Below are 17348 nucleotides of genomic sequence, written 5' to 3'. Positions count from 1 at the left end.
CGTTTCATTTGACCAAGACATTGCTGGATCGGGATTATGCCGGGAAACATGCTTTCCAAGGGTGAGGTATTCGTCATTGAAACCGACGCAACCTCCCGCGAACAACTCTCCACCGCGCTCCAACAGAGCGCCTATGACGTGATCTGCTTTGCCGACAGTGCCTCTCTGCTCTCGGAGGCCAAGGCACGGATGCCGGCCTGCGTGGTGCTGGAGATGCCGCCGGATCGGTCCGCCCTCGACGTGCTCAAGCGGCTGCGCGAGGAGAACTGCATGGCGCCGGTGCTGGTGACCTCGGCGAATGGCAGCATCGCCATGGCGGTCGACGCGATCAAGAAGGGCGCGGCCGACTTCATCGAAAAGCCGTTCCGCACCCACGACGTTGTCGGCCGGATCGACGCCGCCATCGATGAATTCGCGCAGCCCGGCGCGAGCCGACAGAGCTGGCTGCCCGGCTGCGAGCCGCTGACCGCGCGCGAAGTGGGTGTGCTCGAGCACCTCGCCGGCGGCCTGACCAACAAGGAGATCGCCCGGCGCATGCATCTGAGCGCGCGGACGGTCGAAGGTTACCGCGCCAGCATCCTGAAGAAGGCGGGCGCCAAGAACGTGACCGATCTGCTCCGGCGCATCTTCGTCCAGAGCTCGTCCACCCAGGCTTGACCGGCCAGCCGCGGGGACGACGGCGCGTTCCGCGGCCTTGCTGCCGCCGCAGCGGCGCCCCACGGAAACCCTAATCGAACCGGTTCCTTCCCTGCCGCGTCTCATCACGATGGCGAGGCATCTTTCGCGCGTCCGGCTGGCGACGCGTCGATATCGGCAGGGAGGAATTTCATGCGCATCACCGCAAAATGTCTGGCAACCACGAGCCTGGTCCTGGTGGCCACGGCCCTCGCGGTGCCGTCATGGGCGGCCGAACTGGACGCCAGTTCGGCAATCGACGCCGTCACCGTCTATCCCGACGGCGCCACCGTCACCCGCATCATCGCACTGGATCTCGCCTCAGGTGACCAGACGCTGGTCGCCAGGGATTTTCCGCTCTCGCTCGATCCGTCCTCCCTCCGCGTCGAAGGCGAGGCGGGCGCCAAGCTCACCATCGGCACGATCGATGCCCGGCCGCCGCGGCCCGCGCCGCCCGTCAACCTGCCCGAGCTCGACAAGCGCATCGAAGCGCTCAGGGATCAGCGGGCCGACCTGCAAGGCATGATCGACGCGGCAGGCGCCCGGCGCAGTTTCGCCCAGCGCTTTGCAGAGGCCTCTCCCGCCGGCCTTGGCGACAAGGGGGAGGCGCGGCCGATCACCGAATGGCGCACGGCCTTTGCCGCGGTGGCCGAAGAGATCGCAGCGGCCGACACCGCGATCCGCGACGCCACGCGCAAGCAGCGCGAGCTCGACCGGCAGATCGCGCAACTCGAGGCCGAGCGTTCGGCCAAGCCGCCGAGCAAGCTGGAGGTGCGGATCGACGTCGCCTCGGCGGCCGCGACCAAGGCGACGCTGCGCGTGACCTATGCCGTGCGCAACGCGCGCTGGATGCCGCTTTACGACGCGCGGCTCGACACCGGTGCCAAGGATCGCAAGCCACAGCTCGAACTGGTCCGTCGCGCCGAGATCACACAGTCGACCGGCGAGGACTGGTCCAACGTCACGCTCGGCGTCTCCACCGCGCGTATCGGCCGCGGCGGCAGTGCGCCGGAGCTGAACTCGCTGGTGGCGCAATATCCGCAGGTGCCGAAGCCGATGGCACTCGGCGCGGCTTCGGACATGGCGCGGCCCGCGCCAGTTGCGCGCCAGATGCAATCGCCCGTGATGGGCAAGATTGCAGAGGCGGTCGAGCCGCGCGAGCGCGCCGAAGAGCAGCATGCAGTGGCCGAGATCGGCGGCTTCCAGGCCACATTCAAGATCCCCGGTCGCGTCAGCCTCGGCGCCCAGGAGGGCGCCAAGAGCATGCGCATTGCGGCCATGACCGTGCCGGCCGATCTCGCGGTCCGCGCCGCTCCGGTGCTGGACCCGACTGCTTTCCTCGAAGCCAGCTTCAAGCAGACCGATGATACGACGCTGCTGCCGGGCAAGGTCGCGATCTACCGCGACGGCGTCTTTGTCGGCCGCGGCAAGATTACGGCGTCGGCCAAGGACGACACCGTGCGGCTCGGCTTCGGCGCCGACGACAAGATCAAGATCGAGCGCGCCGTGCTCAAGCGCAACGAGGGCTCGGCGGGCCTCTTGGTCACGACGTCGAAGACCGACGAGCGCGCGTTCAAGACCACGATCCGCAACGGTCATGATTTCCCGATCAAGGTCGCGATCGAGGATCAGTTGCCGGTCAGCGAGAGCGAGGACATCGTCGTCGAGATGCTGCCCGCGACTACGCCGCCGACCGCCAGCAACATCCGCGACAAGCGCGGCGTGCTGGAATGGTCGTTCGACGCCAAGCCCGGCGAGGTCAAGGATATCAACTTCGCCTGGCGCATCCGCTGGCCGAAGGACAAGAGCATGGTGATCGTGCCGGCCGGGTAAGGGCGGGCCAAGAACAAGGTGTGCCCCCTCTCCCGCTTGCGGGAGAGGGAGCGCACCTTCACCGCGGCGGTACCACCGCCTGCATCGACTGCGGCAGCACATAGGGCACGCCGTCGTCGTTCCGATGTACCACAGCCTCGATCTCGAAAATGTCGCGGATGGTCTGCCGTGTGACGATGTCTGCGCGGGGGCCATCGGCCGCGAGCCGGCCGCCGTTCAGAACGATAAGTCGATCGGCAAAGCGGATCGCGAGGTTGAGGTCGTGCAGGATGGCGATGACCGCGGTGCCGTGGCCGGCGCGGCGGCGCGCAGCTTCGACGAGGTCGATCTGGTGCCGCAGATCGAGGCTCGAGGTCGGCTCGTCCAGCAGCAGGAGGCCCGGGCCGTGCTCGGCTTCGCCGCAGGCGAGCTGCACCAGCACGCGGGCGAAATGCGCGCGCTGCTGCTCGCCGCCCGACAGCGTCGGCAATTGCCGTTCGCGAAAATGCGCAAGGCCGACCTCTTCCAGGGCCGCGTCGACGAGCAGGCCTGCTTCGCGTGCGCCGCGCTCGCCCGCGCCCATCAGCACGATTTCCTCGACCGTGAAGGGGAAAGTGACGTTGATGTGCTGGGACAGCATGGCGCGGCGCGCGGCGAGCTCGCGCGGCGTGAAGCTGGCGATATCCCGCTGCTTCAAACGCACCTCGCCTGCGTTCGGCCGGAGGTCGCCGGAGAGCAGCCGCAGCAGCGTCGACTTGCCGGCGCCGTTCGGGCCGATGATGGCAACCATCTCGCCGGCCGTAACCGTCAGGCCGACGCCATCCAGCAGCGTCGCGCGGCCGGCGCGTTTGCTCAAGCCGCGCGCCTCGATCACGGCGCTCATAGCGAAGCGAGCCCGCGCTGGCGCAACAGGATGAAGAGGAAGACAGGCGCACCGACCGCCGCGGTCAGGATGCCGATCGGCATCTCGGCCGGGGCAACGATGGTGCGCGCCAGCGTGTCGGCGCCGACCATCAGGATTGCGCCAAGCAGCACCGATGCCGGCAACAGCAGGCGATGCGCGGGTCCAATGACGAGGCGGAGCAGATGCGGCACGACGATGCCGACGAAGCCGATGACGCCGCTGATCGACACCGCGACGCCGGTCATGGCGGAGACCATGACGATCGAGATCCGCTTGAGGCGTTCTACATCGACTCCGCCGTGAAAGGCGTCGGCCTCGCCGAGCACCAAGAGGTCAAGACCGCGTGCGATGAAGGTGAAGGCGATCACCGTGACGACGAGGACCGGCGCGAGCACGGCGGCCTTGGTCCAGGTCACGCCGCTCATCGAGCCCAGCATCCAGAAGGTGATGTCGCGGAGCTGGCGGTCGTCGGCAACGAACACCAGAAGCCCGATGCCGGCATTGGCGATGGCGGTGATGGCGACGCCGGCAAGCAGGAAGATCGCGATCGAGGTGCGGCCCGCGCGGCTCGAGACGCCGTAGAGGATCGCGGTCGTGGCCAGCGATCCCGCGAATGCCGCGAGTGGCAGCAGCTCGGTCTGCAGGGAGCGCAGCATCTCGCCGAAACGCGAATCGGTGAAAACGATCGCGCTTGCCGCTGCGAGCGCGCCGCCGCTGGAGACGCCAACCAGCGCGGGATCGGCGAGCGGATTGCGAAACAGGCCTTGCATGATCGCGCCGGCCGCCGCGAGCAGGCCGCCGACCATTGCCGTCGCCGCGATCCGGGGGACGCGGATCGACCACAGCACGAGTTGGTCGCGGGCCGTCATGGCCGTGGTCTCGCCTGACAGCCCGAGTGCGGCAGGCAGGCGGGAGAGGGGGATGCCAGCGGCGCCGAGCGTCAGCGCGACGATGGCAGTGACAGCAAGAACCGCCGTCAGGAGAGCGATCGTCAATGATGCGGACGGTCGGCCGGCGCCGGCGCGTCGTTCCGGCTGGCGCGCTTCACTGCCGATCGCCACGCTCATTGCCGGCAGTTCGCCGCTGACAGCGCCGATTTGAATCCATCGCCGTGTTCGGCCAATGCCGGATAAAGCTGTGCGGAGAGATCGCGCGCCGCGGCTGCGGTCCGCGGTCCGAAGCCGAGCAGATAGAGCCCATCCATGGTGATGAAGCTCTTGTTGGCCGCAACCGGCGTCAGCGCGAAGCCGGGATGGGCATAGATCGCATCGGCTTGAAGCGAGTCCTTGCCACGCTCGATTGCGAGCGCGACGTCAGGTCTTGCTGCCGCGATCGCCTCGTCGCCGATGACCTTGTAGCCGTCGAAATCGTCGATGGCGTTGGCGGCGCCGGCGAGCTGGATGATCTCCTCGGCCGCGGTCTTGCGGCCGGCCACCAGCGCCCGCCCGTTCTGGAGCGACATCACGAACATCACGCGCACCGGCTTGGTCACCCTGGCACGCAAGGCGCCGAGCTGCGCAAGATCGGCGCCGACCGCGGCACTGAGGCACGCGGCGCGCGCATCGACGCCCATGGCATGGCCGACCAGCTTGATCTTATCGATCAGGCCGTCCTCGGTGAACGTGTCGGGCACCAGCACCAACGGCACCTTCGCCGTTTCCAGGATGTCGATGGTCTCGCGCGGCCCCGCGCCCTGGATCGCCAGGATCAGGGTGGGATTGAGGCCCAGCACGCCCTCGGCGGAGACCTGGCGCATGTAGCCGACATTGGGTTTGTCCCGCAGCGCCGCTGCCGGATAGAGGCTCGTGGTGTCGACACCGACCAGCCGGCTCTCGAGCCCGAGCGCATAGAGGATCTCGGTGATGGCGCCGCCGATCGAGACCGTGCGCGCGGCGTCGGTTACATTGATCTCGCGATTGCGCGCGTCATGCACGGTGATGCCGTCGGCTTGCGCGGAGGCGAGCGCGATTGCGCTGGAGAGCACGACGCCGATGAGGGTGCGACAAAATGTCATTACGGATTACTTCGTCAGTATCAGCTTGTTCTGCGAGGTCAGGCGAAGCCGGTAATGATCCTCGCCATGCGCGATGATGATCTCGCGCTCGGCCGCAAACAGCTCGCGGCTGTCGATCCGGCTCCCACGCATGGTGAGGGTTCTCGTTGTCGCAGAAGGGCTTCCGGCCGTCCCTGCCGCGCCGCCATTGTTGTCTGCGGACATTGCTGACATGTGAGGTGTGATGCGCTTTCGTAAATCCTGGAGTGCTGCTTGTTTGTATAGGCGGCACGAAGCGCATTCCAACGGCTGCAATTTACAATCGATATAAACTGCAACCTGATGTCATTGACCGTCAGAGTGTTGCCACGTAACCAATTATGGCAGCGGGCGGCTTGCCCGCTCGTTGAGACAATCAGCCAGCCAGTCGTTCGCGTTGCGAACGCACGCCAGCCAGAAGACTCCAAAAACTAGAGTGAAGTGCAGGCTGGGGCTGATATGGCTGACGGGGCTAGGTATTCGCGCGCCCTGATTTTGGGCGCGTCGGTGATTTCTATTGCAGCGGTGACGACGGAGAGCGGTCTTGCACAGACGGCATCGCCGTCGGCTGAAAATGCGTCGTCCGAGCAACCGAGGCAGGCAAAGCGCAAGCCGTCAAAGCCGCAGGTCGCGCAACAGGCAACGCCTGAAGCCCTGAACGCACGCGCCCAGGCCGGCAGCACGGCGCCCGTGCAAGTGCTCGACACCATCACGGTCGCCGCGACCAAGACCAAGCAGCGCGCGATCGATGCTCTGGCGCCTGTCAGCTCGATCTCGCTCGACCAGATCCAGGGCATCCAGCCGAACCGGCTATCGGGCATCTTCTATGCGGTGCCCGGCGTGTCGTTCCAGGAGCGTGGCGACGATCCCGCAACGGTCATCAACATTCGCGGCCTGCAGGAGTTCGGGCGCGTCGCGGTGGTCGTCGATGGCGCCCGGCAGAACTACCAGCGCACCGGCCACAACGCCAACGGCTCCTTCTTCCTCGATCCCGAATTGATCGGCGGCGTCGATGTCGTGCGCGGTCCGACCGCCAACATCTACGGCTCCGGCGCGATCGGCGGCCTGGTCTCGTTCCGCACCAAGGACATCGACGATGTGGTGCGTCCCGGCGAGCGCTGGGGCGTCGATCTCTCGGGCTCCTACGGCTCCAACAACAATCGCGGCCTCGGCTCGGTATTCGGCGGCGTGCGCGCCACGCCCGACGTCGATATCTTCGGCGGCGCGGTCTACCGCACGCAAGGCAATTACAAGGACGGCAACGGCACGGAGATCGGCAACACCGGCAACCAGGTCGAGGCCGGGCTGCTGAAGCTCACGGTGCGTCCCGCCCTTGGCCACGAGGTCAAGTTCGGCGCCGTGTTCCAGGACTATCAATACGATATCGGACAGTTCAACAGGGGGCCGGTCGCGACCGCAGCCCAGCGCGCGCTTTACCAGGGCTCGTCGGTCTACGCGTCCGACGCCAAGAACTACACCGGCACCATCACCTGGAACTATTCGCTGCCGAGTGACAATCTGTTCGACTCGCACGTGTCGGTCTATGGCAACCGCGTCGATAACGACCAGACCAAGACTTACCACTATTCGACCTCGGGTGCGGCCCTGTGCGGCACCGGCAATTTCGGCAACAACATCTCCGGCTGTGTCGGCGACAAGCGCGGCTACGTCCTCAACACTTTCGGCATCGACGCCAACAACACCACGCGGTTCAACGTCGGTGATTGGCGCAACGCGCTCACGGTGGGCTTCGATGCCTTCCAGGACGACGTGATCACGACCGACAGCCGCGGCAATTCCAACATCACCACGCCGAGCGGCATCCGCACCGTGTCGGGCGGATTCCTGCAGCTGAAGCAGAACTACAGCACCTGGTTCGAGGCGGTGAGCGCGATCCGCTACGATCGCTACGATCTGGAATCGGGCAAGACCAACGGCAGCGGCGACCGCTTCTCGCCGAAGATCACCCTCGGCGTGACGCCCGTTCCCGGCTTCCAGCCCTATGTGAGCTATGCTGAAGGCTACCGCGCCCCGTCGATCACCGAGACCGTGATCTCCGGCGCGCACGCGACCGGTGGCGGACCGGCCCTCTTCCCCTGTCCGGATGGCACCGTCGGCCTGTTCTGCTTCCTGCCCAACCCGAGCCTTCGGCCCGAAGTCGGCAAGAACAAGGAAGTCGGCTTCAACCTGAAATACGACAACATCTTCAGCGCCAACGACTCGTTCCGCGGCAAGATCAACCTGTTCCGCAACGACGTCAGCGATTACATCGATCTCGTCTCGTTCGGCTTCGTGACGTTCCCCGGCGTCGGCTCGTTCGCCCAGTACTACCAGTACCAGAACATCGCGCAGGCCCGTATCCAGGGCTTCGAGGCGGAGACGATGTACGATGCCGGCAACTGGTTTATCGGCGTCTCCGGTCACTACATCCAGGGCAAGAACGCCGTCACCAATGTCGGGCTCGCGACCATCACTCCGCGCAAGGTCGTCACCACAGGCGGTGTCCGTCTGCTCGACCGCACGCTGATCCTGTCCGCGCAATGGGCTTCGTACGGTCCGAACAACGACGTGCCCGCCGGTTATCTGCCGGCGACTGGCTACGAGTTGATCAACCTGTACATGACCTACAACGCGACCAAGGACATCGTGTTCACGGCCTCGATCGACAATCTCTTGAACCAGTATTACCGGCCCTATGCCATTCCCGGCAGTTCGACCGACGGCACCTCGCAGAACGACGTGCTGTGGTCGAGCCCCGGACCGGGCCGGGTCTACAAGGCCGGCATGAAGATCCACTTTGGAGGTGCGTAAGGCACGGCGCGTCGCGACACCGCAAACTTCCGCCGGGCCGCGCTGATGCTCCAGCGCGGCTTCGGCCTGTTTCGTTTTGACCAGAAGGAGAGACTTTTATGTTCATCGCCATGAATCGCTTCCAGGTGAAGCTCGGCTCGGAAGCCGCGTTCGAGACCGTCTGGCGCACCCGCGAATCCTATCTCGGCAGCATGGCCGGCTTCGTCGAATTCCACCTGCTCAAGGGGCCGGCGCTCGAGGATCACACGTTGTATTCCTCGCACACGGTGTGGGTCGATAAAGCTGCCTTCGAGGCCTGGACGAAGTCAGATCAATTCCGCCGCGCTCATGCCCGCGCCGACAACCAGACAGGCGAGAGCCTCTATCTCGGCCATCCCAAATTCGAGGGGTTCGAGGTCATCCTGACCGAGCGCAAGGCGAACGCGGCCGCCTGAGGCGGTTCGCGCAGGAGCAGATCATGCTGAGCACCGATCTCGCCGATATCAAGGCGTATATGGCCGACAATCCGGGCGCGGTGATCGAGGACGTTGCGCGTGAGCGCAACGTCACCCCGCGTGCGGTGATCGAGGCGCTGCCATCCTCAATGGTGCGGATCGGCGGCGGCGAGCACTTTGCCGCAGCGATGCAGGACATCGCAGCCTGGGGCGAGGTCACGCTGATCGTCCACACGGACGATGCCATCTTCGAGTTCACCGGCGGCATTCCCGCTGGCGAGATCGGCCGCGGCTATTTCAACCTGATGCAGCCGAAGGGCCTGCACGGCCATCTCCGTCATGAACGCTGCGCGGGTGTTGCGTTCGTCGAACGCCCCTTCATGGGCAAGACCTCCGCCTTCGTCGCTTTCGTCAATGCCGACGGCGGCATCATGTTCAAGGTCTTCGTCGGCCGCGACGAGACCAGGGCACTGCGGGCGGATCAGTTGTTGCGGTTCCGTCAGCTCGCGGACCGGATCGCGGCCGCACCTTCGGCGTAGTTCGCTTCAACCAGTCGGGAGATCGGGATGCAAAGCAATTTCGGGCTTCGGCACGTGATCCTGGCAACCGCTCTGACCCTCGCGCCGGCGCCGGCCTTCGCGATCGACGAGGCGCTGTTGCCGCGCAATCTGTCGCCTTGGGGCATGTTCCTGGGCGCCGACATCGTTGTGAAGGCGGTGATGATCGGGCTCGCCATTGCCTCGCTGGTGACATGGACGGTGTGGCTGACCAAGACCATCGAGCTGCGCCGCAAGGGCGCGCTTGCCGTTCAGCGCACGCGCGCGCTCGAAGGCAGGATGAAGCTGGCGGACGCGGCGGAGCGGATCGGGGACGCGCACGATGCGGTCGCCCAGCTCATCCGGTCCTGCGCGAAAGAAGCCGAGCTCTCCGGCGGCATTGTCGATGACGGCCTTCAGGAGCGTGTCGCGCTGCGGCTGGAGCGGGTCGAGGCCGCGATGTCCCGGCAGATCGCGCGCGGCACCGGCGTGCTCGCGACCATCGGTGCCACCGCGCCCTTCGTCGGCCTGTTCGGCACCGTCTGGGGCATCATGAATTCCTTCATCGGCATCTCCGAGAGCCACACCACGAGCCTTGCGGTGGTCGCGCCGGGCATCGCGGAGGCGCTGCTCGCCACCGCGCTTGGTCTCGTCGCGGCGATCCCGGCGGTGGTCATCTACAACCATCTCGTCCGCGGCATCGCCAATTACCGGGCATTGCTCGGCGATGCCTCGGCGCAGCTGATGCTGCTGGTCAGCCGTCAGCGCGACCACAGGGAGTTCCGCCTGGCACGGGCGGCGGAGTAGGTCATGGCTGCAAAGCTCGGTACGCCCGCGGGATCGTCGCGTGGGCGCGGCGACCCCGGGGATCTCGACCTTGCTCATGAGATCAACGTCACGCCCTTCATCGACGTGATGCTGGTGCTGCTGATCATCTTCATGGTGGCGGCCCCGCTCGCGACCGTCGATATCGGCGTCGAATTGCCCGCGACTGCGGCCGAGCCTGCGCCGCGGCCGGACAAGCCGGTGTTCGTGACCGTGAAGCCAGATCTCACCGTTGCCGTCGGCGAGGACACCATGGCGCGCGAGGGTCTCGCCTCTGCCCTCGCGGCAGCCACCCAGGGGCGCAAGGACGAGCGCATCTATCTGCGCGCCGACAAGGCGGTGAGTTATGGCGACCTGATGGAGGTGATGAACATCTTGCGCAACGCCGGCTATCTCAAGGTCGCGCTCGTCGGCCTCGACGGACGCAGCTGATGGCCGCGAACGCCTTCGCCCTGCACGAGCCGCTCGGCGAGCGCGAGACCGCGCGCTGGGGCGTGTCGGGCGCGGTGATCGTCACGCTGCATATCGCCGCTGCCGTGCTTGCGGTGAGCTGGGTCAGGTCGCAGCCGGAGCAGGGCGTCAGCCTCCCGGCGATCATGGTGGACATGTCGCCAGTGACGTCGGCACCGCAATCGACGCCGCTCGACCTCGCGCCGGGGCCGGTGATGGAGCAGGCGGACGCTTCGCCGCCGGATCAGACCGCGCCGCAGGCCATGGAAGAGACCATCGCGCCGACGCCGCCGCAGGAAAAGCCTGACGTGGTGGCGCCGCCCGAACAGAAGCTGAAGCCGACCGAGGCGGAGCCCGCCAAGGCGGTCGCCGAGACCAAGCCTGAGCCGGTCAAGCCGAAAGTCGTGCGCCCTGACGCCAAGAAGCCCAGTCACACGACGCCTGCGCCACGCACCACCGCTTCGCCGCGCGCGGAGCGGCAGGCGCCGGCCGCATCGGCGGCGAGTAGCGGCGCATCGGCGGCAGCGATCGCGTCCTATAACCAGATGGTGGCTGCGCATTTGCAGCGCTTCAAGCAATTCCCGCCGGCCTCGAAGGCGGCCGGCGAGCACGGCGTGTCACGCCTGAGCTTTACGTTGAGCCGCAGCGGCCAGGTTCTCGGCAGCCGTCTTGCCGGTTCGTCCGGCTATGCGGCGCTTGACGCCGAGACCATGGCGATGGTCCGCCGCGCGCAGCCATTCCCGGCGTTCCCGCCCGAGATCACGCACGCCACGATGGGCTTCACCGTGCCGATCTCGTTTGCGATCCGGTAGCTCTCTCCGCAGTCATGCCCCGGCTTGACCGGGGCATCCAGTACGCAGAGGCGTTGCGATTCAATCGCTGGCGCTGCGGAGTACTGGATCGCCCGGTCGAGCCGGGCGATGACCGTGTTGAGAGAGCAGCCTTACTTCGCCTTCAGGAAGTCCGCGACTTCGAGCAGCATGAACTCGTCGTCGTCGGCCTTGTTGGGATCGCGGCTGGAGGAGAACGGCAGATTGTTGTCGTTGCCGACGATGATGTGGGTCTCGTCGACGCGATCGACGTTCTCGATGGTGAAGAACGGGAAGGTGTAGACGCCGTCATTGAGCGGCTTCCGCGCCTTCTTGTCGGGATCCCGGATCTTCATCAGGTCGATATAGCCGATCTTGCGCACGGGCTTGCCGACATTGGCGTCGGAGAGCTCGATCTTGTAGATGCGCTTGAACTTAGCGAGATCGGGGAAGCAGTTCTCGCCGCGGGTGCCCTGCGGACAGGCCTTGTCGGCGGTGCCTTCGCCGTTGTCGCGCTCAATGATGAGGCCGGAGGCCTGGTCGATCATGTTGAAGTCGCCGACGGCGTTGCCGTTCTGCTCGAACACATATTGCCAGTAGCGGCCGGTGAACTTCTCGGCGGCAACGTCGAATTCGAGGATGCGGGATGCTTCCTTGCCGTCGACCTTCTCCCAGTCCTTTTTCTCGGCATCCCACAGCGGCCCTTCGAGCAGGCCGTAGATGAACTTGCCGTCCTTCGACGCGGCGAAGCCCTCATAGCCCTTGGAGCGGCGGAGGTTGACGTTGGTGTAGGTCGCGCCGGGCGCGCCCGGCGTCGCCACTGCCCAATTGTCCGGCGAGCGCACCGGCTTGCCGTCCGCGACCGTCTCGAACACGCCGAGGATCTTTCCGGTCTTGTCGGCCTTCAGGATGTAGGGGCCGAACTCGTCACCGATCCAGAAGACATCGCCGATGATCTGGAAGCCTTCGGTGTCGAAGTCGGAGCCGGTCAGATAGCGCTTCTGCGTGTCCTCGTGGACGATGCGGAAGGGGACCTTCTTGTCGGGATCGTGCAGGAAGATGGTCTCCAGGCGCTCGATCTTGCCGTTCGCCCAATCCATCTTGTAGCGGTTGAGGTACAGCATCGAATCCGGCGAGTTGGCGCGCGCGCCCATGCCGTTGTCGGTGATGACCCAGAAGCTGCCGTCGGGCATGGTCTTGATGCCGGAATGGCCCTGCAGCGGCTGGCCCTTGAACGGCAGCGACACGCCGGTCGCCCGCTCATAGGACTTGCCCATCACGGTGCCGAGCGCATCGACGCGCTTGCCGGTGGTGTATTTCCCCGATGTCTTGAGATCGGCGGGGGCGTCGGCGGGCGCGTCGATGAAGGTTTCGGCCGGCATCACCACGTGGCCGGCGAGCTTGGCGGGGAATTCGCCCTCGCTCTGCGCGAGCGCCGGGCTCGCGATGAGAATGATCGTTGCGACGGTGGCAAGAAAAGTCGCGCGCATGTGCGTCTCCTGTTGGCGGACGCACGCCTTATGCGGATGGCGTATTGCAGTTTTGTGAAGCCGGGCCAAACGCCGCAGGCTCATGCTATTCCTTCACCGCGCGTAGCCTCTCACGCGGTCTCGTAGACCAATCTGGTGAAGAAGCCGGGGTCGATGAGAAACTGTCCCCACCTCGCGTCGAACTTGGCGGTGGGCTTGGCGGCGACCGTCTCGTCGCGTGTCTTTCCCTGCTTCTTGAGATTGCCGACATTGTCCCTGATGGTCGCCAGCATGTCGCGGAATTCCTGCAGCTCGGCCTTGTTGCTGACGGGCTTGCCGTGACCGGTGATGATGATGGTGTCGTTGTTGGCGATTGCCAGATTGGCGTCGCAGGCCGCGATCATGCCGCCGATGCTGCCGCCGGTCGAATGGTCGATGAAGGGGTAGATGTCGCTCCAGTAGGTGTCACCGGCGTGAAGAATGTTCGCCTCGGCAAACATGACCGAGATGTCGCCATCGGTATGGGCCGGACCGCTATATTTCAGCGCGATGGATGCGCCGTTGACCTTGAGATGATGCTCCTTGGCGAAGACCTCCGTCGGGACTGCCTTCGCGGCCAGTGGCAGGAAATTGTAGTCCCAGTCCTCAACCCGCTGAATGCTGGAGAGGTGCTTGCGGGTGTTCTCGTGGGCGATGATCTTGGCGCCGGCCGCATGCAGCCATTCATTGCCGTCGGCATGGTCGAAGTGCCAGTGCGTGTTGACGAGATGCGCGATCGGCTCGTTGCCGAGTTCGGCCAGTGCCTTGCTGAGCTGCGGGCGCGAGACGCCGATGCCGCCGTCGACCAGCAGCTTGCCGTCAGGTCCCGTGAGCACGGCGATGTTGCCGCCGGGTCCTTCGAGCACGCTGATGTTGTTGCGCAGCTTGTAGGTTTTGATCGGCGACGTCGCCGCGCTGTCCTTGATCAGGCTGACGATACCGCGCGCTTCCGCGTAGGCCTGCTTCGGGGTGAGCCATCCGCCGGTGGCGGCGAGCGTCGCGCCGCCGACGCAGCACAGGCAAAAGCCGCGTCTGGAGAGCTGGTGGGTACGTGGCGATGCCATGCTGATCTCGCGATCTGATGCGATCAAGGACGGCGTCAAGGGGCGACCCCCGCCGTCCGCGCGGCAAGATCCAACGAAACGGGTCAGCGATCTATCACGATTGCACGAACCTTTGCGGTCGTGCGGAAGCTGTTACTCCTTCACCGCGCCGGTCAGCGAGGACACGTAATAGTCCACGAATAGCGAATAGAAGACGGCAACGGGTAGCGAGCCCAGCAGCGAGCCCGCCATCAGCGCGCCCCACTGGTAGACGTCGCCGGTGACGAGCTCGGTCAGGATCGCGACCGGCACCGTCTTGTTGGCGCCGCTCTGGATGAAGGCGAGCGCGTAGATGAACTCGTTCCAGGACAGCGTGAAAGAGAAGATGCCGGCCGAGATCAGCCCGGGCACGGCGAGCGGCAGCGTGATCCGCCGCAAGATCTGCAGGCGCGTTGCGCCGTCCACCAGCGCGCATTCCTCGAGCTCGTAGGGGATCGACTTGAAATAGCCGATCAGCAGCCAGGTGCAGAACGGCACCAGGAAGGTCGGATAGACCAGGATCAGCGCCAGCGGCGAGTCGAACAGTCCGAACTGCACCACCACGGTGGCGAGCGGAATGAACAGGATCGAGGGCGGCACGAGATAAGCGAGATAGATGCCGAGGCCGACATAGGGACTGCCGCGGAAGCGGAGCCTTTCGATAGCGTAGGCGGCGAGCGTCGAGGCGATCAGCGACAGCGTGGTCGAGCCGATCGCGACCATCATCGTCGTCCACAGCCAGCGCGGATAGGCGGTATCGAACAGAAGATGCTTGATGTGCGCCAGCGTCGGCGAGGAGATCCAGAACGGGTTGTGCTCCTTGTAATTCATCAGCTCCGCGTTCGGCTTGAACGAGGTGATCGCCATCCAGTAGAACGGGAACAGCAGGATCAGCACGAAGCAGCCGAGCGGCAGGTAGATCATCATCAGCCGCCGCAGGCCGGAATCCCATTCCATGGTGTCGGGGGCCGCCTTCGAATTGGCCACGGCGCCTTGCGCGGCAGTGTCAGTCATTGTTCTCTCCCTGCTGCCATTTGCGGCGCGCCAGGCCGAAATAGGAAAACAGCGTCGCGAACACCAGGAACGGGATCATCGACACCGCGATCGCCGCACCTTCGCCGAGCTCGCCGCCGGCAATGCCGCGCTGGAACGCCAGCGTGGCCAGCAGATGGGTCGAGTTGCCGGGGCCGCCACGGGTGATGGCGTAGACCAGCTGGAAATCGGTGAAGGTGAAGATGATCGAGAAGGTCATGACGATGGCGAGGATCGGCATCATCATCGGGAAAGTGATGTAGCGGAAGCGCTGCCAGGCGCTGGCGCCGTCGAGCATCGCGGCCTCGTACAGCGATGGGGAGATGGTCTGCAGGCCCGCGAGCAGCGAGATCGCGACGAAGGGAATGCCGCGCCAGATATTGGCTGCGATCAGCGAGAACCGCGCAGGCCAGGGCGAGCCGAGGAAATCAATATTGCTCGTGCGCCAATGCAGTACGTCCACCAGCAGGTAGGAGATGATCGAAAACTGCGGGTCGTAGATCCACCAGAATGCGAGCGCCGACAGCACGGTCGGCACGATCCAGGGCAGCAGGATGATCGCGCGCAACAGGCTCTTGAACGGGAAATGGTTGTTGAGCAGCAGCGCGAGCCAGAAGCCGAGCGCGAACTTTCCGAACGTCGCGATCCCCGTATAGACCACGCTGTAGAACACCGCGTTCCACCACAGGGAATCCGTGAGCAGATACTGGAAATTATCGAGGCCGACATAGATGCCGCGCCGGCCGATCGTGGTGTCGGTGAAGGCGAGCCAGACGCCGAGGCCGAGCGGATAGGTCAGGAACACCAGGAGCAGCCCGACCGCGGGCGCCAGGCACATCACGATCAGGAACGGCTTGTAGTCGAACAGCCGCACCAGCCAGTTGGGCTGGCGGTTGGCCATGAGGGGAGAGGAGAGGGTGGTCACGGACATGGGGCGTTGTCTCTGTGAAGTTCAACACACCGTCATTGCGAGCGAAGCGAAGCAATCCAGAATCTTTCCGCGGAGGCAGTCCGGATTGCTTCGTCGCTTCGCTCCTCGCAATGACGGTTGTTCGGGTCGTCGCGCTATCGCTGCCGCCGGAAGTACCGCTTGCAGCGCTGCTCGGCTTCCGCGGCCGCGGCCTCCGGCGTCGCCGCGCCGGTCGCAACAGCCGAGAACATCTGAATCAGCACGTAGTCTGCGCTGACGGCGCCGGTCGCGGTCGAGATCGGCCCCTTGTAGCCGTCGTAATAGGTGCTGTTCATCGTGTCCTTGAACAGCTTCACCTTGGGATCCTGCGACCACACCGCAGCCTCGGCATAGGCGGCCAGCGGCTGCGACCAATAACCGGAATTGGCATTGAGCCACGGCTCGTACTGGTCCTTTTCCAGCATGAATTGCAGGAAGGCCTTGGCGGCGTTGGGGTACTGGCTGTGCTTGAACACCATCGCGTTCAGCGTCAGGCCCGCCATCGGCGAGACCTTGGCGAGGCCCTTCGGCAGCAATTGATGCTCGCTGTCGTCGGCGATCGCCTTGGTCGCCGGGTCGTTCTTCAGCGAGAAGTACAGTGAGACGCCGTTGGCGGTCAGCGAAATTTCCTGCGAAGAATAGGCACGGTTGTTGCTGACGTCGTTCCACGACGTCGTGCCGGCGATGAAGGTCGGGTACAGCTGCTTCACCCAGTTCAGCGCGGCGATGGTCTCCTTGCTGTTGATGATGACGTTGCCCTCTTCATCGAGCACCGATCCGTTGTGCGACCACAGCGCCCAGCTCGCAAAGCCGTTGCCGTCGCCCTTGGCGTTGCCGAGCGCGAAGCCGGCCGGCTTGCCGGCCTTGTGCAGTTTCTGGCAGAGGTCGAGGATGCCGGCATGGTCTTCCGGCACCTTGTCGAAGCCGACCGATTGCAGGATCGACTTGCGGTAGATCAGCGGTCCCGCGGTGGCACCGAACGGCAGCCCGATCCAGGCGTCGCTCTTGTTCTTCTTGCCGTAGCGTTGCGCCAGCGGCAGCCAGCCGCCATAGCGCTTGCCGACATAGTCGGCGACGTCGGTCAGCTCGATCAGCTTGTCGATATAGATGTGCGGTGCATCGGAGAAGCCGATGATGATGTCGGGGCCGGCGCCGGAATTGGCGGTCACCGCGGTCTGCTGGTTGATGTCCTCCCAGCCGACGAAGTCGACCTTGATCTCGACCCCCGTCTCCTTGGTGAATTTGGCCGCATTGGCGCGGAACACGTCCTCGTCGGCCTGGACGAAGCGCACCGGGCGCAGCATGCGCAAGGATGCGCCCTTCTCGATCTCGCGCTTGGGTGCCGCAACATCGGCAGCCTTGATATTGGATGTTTGCGCTGCAGCACCGGTGGCCGCGAGCGTTGCAGCGGACAGGCCCAGCGCCAAGGCATCACGACGTGTGATGTCGTTCCTCATCAGTTCCTCCCTATGATGTCTCCCTTCCCGGC

The 17348-nt window shown here is 65.1% G+C and carries 17 protein-coding genes; 8 read left to right on the top strand and 9 right to left on the bottom strand.

The features are described 5' to 3' along the window. Positions 1–36: 36 nt before the first annotated feature. Both QRQ56_RS31710 and QRQ56_RS31705 read left to right on the top strand, forming a co-directional pair. Positions 37–657, top strand: a complete 621-nt coding sequence (locus QRQ56_RS31710; RefSeq protein ID WP_438745291.1) for a response regulator transcription factor — start codon at positions 37–39, stop codon at positions 655–657. A gap of 171 nt (positions 658–828) precedes the next feature. Continuing rightward, on the top strand, positions 829–2508 hold the full coding sequence (locus tag QRQ56_RS31705; protein ID WP_438745290.1) for a mucoidy inhibitor MuiA family protein: 1680 nt from the start codon (positions 829–831) through the stop codon (positions 2506–2508). Positions 2509–2566: 58 nt separating this feature from the next. On the opposite strand, the gene QRQ56_RS31700 is transcribed toward QRQ56_RS31705, so the two are convergent. From QRQ56_RS31700 to QRQ56_RS31685, 4 genes are read right to left on the bottom strand one after another with little or no spacing between them, the layout of a single operon-like run. After that, entirely contained in the window at positions 2567–3370 is an 804-nt protein-coding gene (locus QRQ56_RS31700; protein WP_438745289.1) for a heme ABC transporter ATP-binding protein, read from the bottom strand. Further along, the gene (locus QRQ56_RS31695) at positions 3367–4458 is read right to left on the bottom strand and encodes a FecCD family ABC transporter permease (RefSeq protein WP_438745287.1); all 1092 of its coding nucleotides are present in this window, start codon (positions 4456–4458) and stop codon (positions 3367–3369) included. Before QRQ56_RS31695 ends, QRQ56_RS31700 begins: the two co-directional genes overlap by 4 nt. Continuing rightward, positions 4455–5405: a heme/hemin ABC transporter substrate-binding protein gene (locus QRQ56_RS31690; RefSeq protein WP_438745285.1), complete on the bottom strand. Its 951-nt coding sequence runs from the start codon at positions 5403–5405 to the stop codon at positions 4455–4457. The genes QRQ56_RS31695 and QRQ56_RS31690 overlap by 4 nt, the downstream gene beginning before the upstream one ends. Before the next feature lie 6 nt (positions 5406–5411). Then, positions 5412–5618, bottom strand: coding sequence for a hemin uptake protein HemP (locus tag QRQ56_RS31685; protein WP_438745283.1), 207 nt, complete (start codon positions 5616–5618; stop codon positions 5412–5414). A gap of 264 nt (positions 5619–5882) precedes the next feature. Here QRQ56_RS31685 and QRQ56_RS31680 point away from each other — a divergent pair, with 264 nt between their 5' ends. The 6 genes from QRQ56_RS31680 to QRQ56_RS31655 all read left to right on the top strand — a co-directional run bounded on the left by QRQ56_RS31680 (position 5883) and on the right by QRQ56_RS31655 (position 11291). After that, entirely contained in the window at positions 5883–8234 is a 2352-nt protein-coding gene (locus tag QRQ56_RS31680) for a TonB-dependent hemoglobin/transferrin/lactoferrin family receptor (protein WP_438745282.1), read from the top strand. A 98-nt stretch (positions 8235–8332) separates the two neighbouring features. Then, entirely contained in the window at positions 8333–8668 is a 336-nt protein-coding gene (locus tag QRQ56_RS31675; protein ID WP_438745280.1) for an antibiotic biosynthesis monooxygenase family protein, read from the top strand. Positions 8669–8691: 23 nt separating this feature from the next. Further along, positions 8692–9207 (top strand): heme utilization cystosolic carrier protein HutX, encoded by a 516-nt coding sequence (gene hutX / locus QRQ56_RS31670; RefSeq protein ID WP_438745278.1) that lies wholly within the window; start codon positions 8692–8694, stop codon positions 9205–9207. A gap of 27 nt (positions 9208–9234) precedes the next feature. Continuing rightward, complete coding sequence (exbB, locus tag QRQ56_RS31665; RefSeq protein WP_438745276.1) at positions 9235–10011, top strand: tonB-system energizer ExbB; 777 nt, start codon at positions 9235–9237, stop codon at positions 10009–10011. A gap of 3 nt (positions 10012–10014) precedes the next feature. After that, entirely contained in the window at positions 10015–10461 is a 447-nt protein-coding gene (gene exbD / locus QRQ56_RS31660; RefSeq protein WP_438745275.1) for a TonB system transport protein ExbD, read from the top strand. Next, complete coding sequence (locus QRQ56_RS31655; protein WP_438745273.1) at positions 10461–11291, top strand: TonB family protein; 831 nt, start codon at positions 10461–10463, stop codon at positions 11289–11291. The genes exbD and QRQ56_RS31655 overlap by 1 nt, the downstream gene beginning before the upstream one ends. Positions 11292–11422: 131 nt before the next feature. Here the strand turns inward: QRQ56_RS31655 and QRQ56_RS31650 are convergent, their stop codons facing one another. From QRQ56_RS31650 to QRQ56_RS31630, 5 genes are all read right to left on the bottom strand, one after another. After that, positions 11423–12778, bottom strand: coding sequence for an esterase-like activity of phytase family protein (locus tag QRQ56_RS31650; RefSeq protein WP_438745271.1), 1356 nt, complete (start codon positions 12776–12778; stop codon positions 11423–11425). A gap of 110 nt (positions 12779–12888) precedes the next feature. Then, complete coding sequence (locus QRQ56_RS31645) at positions 12889–13860, bottom strand: MBL fold metallo-hydrolase (RefSeq protein WP_438745269.1); 972 nt, start codon at positions 13858–13860, stop codon at positions 12889–12891. Positions 13861–13992: 132 nt separating this feature from the next. Then, the gene (locus QRQ56_RS31640) at positions 13993–14892 is read right to left on the bottom strand and encodes a carbohydrate ABC transporter permease (RefSeq protein WP_438745267.1); all 900 of its coding nucleotides are present in this window, start codon (positions 14890–14892) and stop codon (positions 13993–13995) included. After that, complete coding sequence (locus QRQ56_RS31635; protein WP_438745265.1) at positions 14885–15841, bottom strand: carbohydrate ABC transporter permease; 957 nt, start codon at positions 15839–15841, stop codon at positions 14885–14887. Before QRQ56_RS31635 ends, QRQ56_RS31640 begins: the two co-directional genes overlap by 8 nt. Before the next feature lie 134 nt (positions 15842–15975). Next, the gene (locus tag QRQ56_RS31630; protein WP_438745264.1) at positions 15976–17316 is read right to left on the bottom strand and encodes an ABC transporter substrate-binding protein; all 1341 of its coding nucleotides are present in this window, start codon (positions 17314–17316) and stop codon (positions 15976–15978) included. Positions 17317–17348 lie beyond the last annotated feature (32 nt).

Origin of the sequence: Bradyrhizobium sp. U531, assembly GCF_051710265.1 — a bacterium.
Classification (GTDB): domain Bacteria; phylum Pseudomonadota; class Alphaproteobacteria; order Rhizobiales; family Xanthobacteraceae; genus Bradyrhizobium.
Note: the sequence above shows the minus strand (reverse complement) of the source record. Positions and strands in the feature narration are given on the sequence as shown.

Bases quoted from the DNA above. Each gene is read 5' to 3' on its own strand.
- exbD (WP_438745275.1), top strand. From the start codon at position 10,015: ATGGCTGCAAAGCTCGGTACGCCCGCGGGATCGTCGCGTGGGCGCGGC.
- QRQ56_RS31695 (WP_438745287.1), bottom strand. From the start codon at position 4,458: ATGAGCGTGGCGATCGGCAGTGAAGCGCGCCAGCCGGAACGACGCGCC.
- QRQ56_RS31690 (WP_438745285.1), bottom strand. From the start codon at position 5,405: ATGACATTTTGTCGCACCCTCATCGGCGTCGTGCTCTCCAGCGCAATC.
- QRQ56_RS31630 (WP_438745264.1), bottom strand. From the start codon at position 17,316: ATGAGGAACGACATCACACGTCGTGATGCCTTGGCGCTGGGCCTGTCC.
- QRQ56_RS31710 (WP_438745291.1), top strand. From the start codon at position 37: ATGCCGGGAAACATGCTTTCCAAGGGTGAGGTATTCGTCATTGAAACC.
- QRQ56_RS31685 (WP_438745283.1), bottom strand. From the start codon at position 5,618: ATGTCAGCAATGTCCGCAGACAACAATGGCGGCGCGGCAGGGACGGCC.
- QRQ56_RS31675 (WP_438745280.1), top strand. From the start codon at position 8,333: ATGTTCATCGCCATGAATCGCTTCCAGGTGAAGCTCGGCTCGGAAGCC.
- QRQ56_RS31650 (WP_438745271.1), bottom strand. From the start codon at position 12,778: ATGCGCGCGACTTTTCTTGCCACCGTCGCAACGATCATTCTCATCGCG.
- exbB (WP_438745276.1), top strand. From the start codon at position 9,235: ATGCAAAGCAATTTCGGGCTTCGGCACGTGATCCTGGCAACCGCTCTG.
- QRQ56_RS31655 (WP_438745273.1), top strand. From the start codon at position 10,461: ATGGCCGCGAACGCCTTCGCCCTGCACGAGCCGCTCGGCGAGCGCGAG.
- QRQ56_RS31700 (WP_438745289.1), bottom strand. From the start codon at position 3,370: ATGAGCGCCGTGATCGAGGCGCGCGGCTTGAGCAAACGCGCCGGCCGC.
- QRQ56_RS31705 (WP_438745290.1), top strand. From the start codon at position 829: ATGCGCATCACCGCAAAATGTCTGGCAACCACGAGCCTGGTCCTGGTG.
- hutX (WP_438745278.1), top strand. From the start codon at position 8,692: ATGCTGAGCACCGATCTCGCCGATATCAAGGCGTATATGGCCGACAAT.
- QRQ56_RS31635 (WP_438745265.1), bottom strand. From the start codon at position 15,841: ATGTCCGTGACCACCCTCTCCTCTCCCCTCATGGCCAACCGCCAGCCC.
- QRQ56_RS31640 (WP_438745267.1), bottom strand. From the start codon at position 14,892: ATGACTGACACTGCCGCGCAAGGCGCCGTGGCCAATTCGAAGGCGGCC.
- QRQ56_RS31680 (WP_438745282.1), top strand. From the start codon at position 5,883: ATGGCTGACGGGGCTAGGTATTCGCGCGCCCTGATTTTGGGCGCGTCG.
- QRQ56_RS31645 (WP_438745269.1), bottom strand. From the start codon at position 13,860: ATGGCATCGCCACGTACCCACCAGCTCTCCAGACGCGGCTTTTGCCTG.